Annotated in this window: 1 pseudogene; it reads right to left on the bottom strand. The window is 39.4% G+C overall.

From position 1 onward, the window contains the following. Positions 1-457, bottom strand: a pseudogene (locus BFU02S_RS17465) (transposase); the annotation flags it as partial. Between the last annotated feature and the right edge of the window lie 139 nt (positions 458-596).

The raw sequence follows: 596 nt of genomic DNA, 5'->3' as shown, positions 1-596 counted from the left end.
ATCTTACGAGTGCCATAGTTCTGGCGGCTTTTATGAAAAATATCGATGATGATAACCGTAAGTTCATCATCTGATTTAGCTTACTCTTTTGCTTCATAATAATAGGTACTTCTTGGGAGTTGTAGGACGTCGCACATTGCTGATATCGAGTATTTGTGACGATTATTTTTAATCACATTTACTTTCGTCCTAGTATCAGCGCAGCTTGCTTTAAAATATCATTCTCCATCACTAAACGCATGTTTTCTTTTCGAAGCTGGATCAACTCATTTTCTTCTGGGGAACGATTGTCCTTTTCCTTAAATGAACCGGATGTTTGGCTTTGTTTTATCCACTTATTCAACGCTGAAGGCGTTAAATTATATTCACTAATAATATCTTTTCTGGGCTTCCCGCTTTCATAAAGCTTGACCATTTGAGCCTTAAATTCTGTTGTGAATGTTCGTCTTTCTCTCATTTTTAAGTCTCTCCTTAACTGGGTAATGTTGACGTAGACCACCAAGATAGTGGTTTTGCGACGAACCTTGACATGGAGCCTCTGCGGGCATGCTTTCTAAGCCAGGAAGCTAGATCTGTTCAACATACCTGGCTTGCCC

Origin of the sequence: Neobacillus fumarioli NBRC 102428 (genome assembly GCF_001591485.1) — a bacterium.
Classification (GTDB): domain Bacteria; phylum Bacillota; class Bacilli; order Bacillales; family Cytobacillaceae; genus Neobacillus; species Neobacillus fumarioli.
Note: the sequence above shows the minus strand (reverse complement) of the source record. Positions and strands in the feature narration are given on the sequence as shown.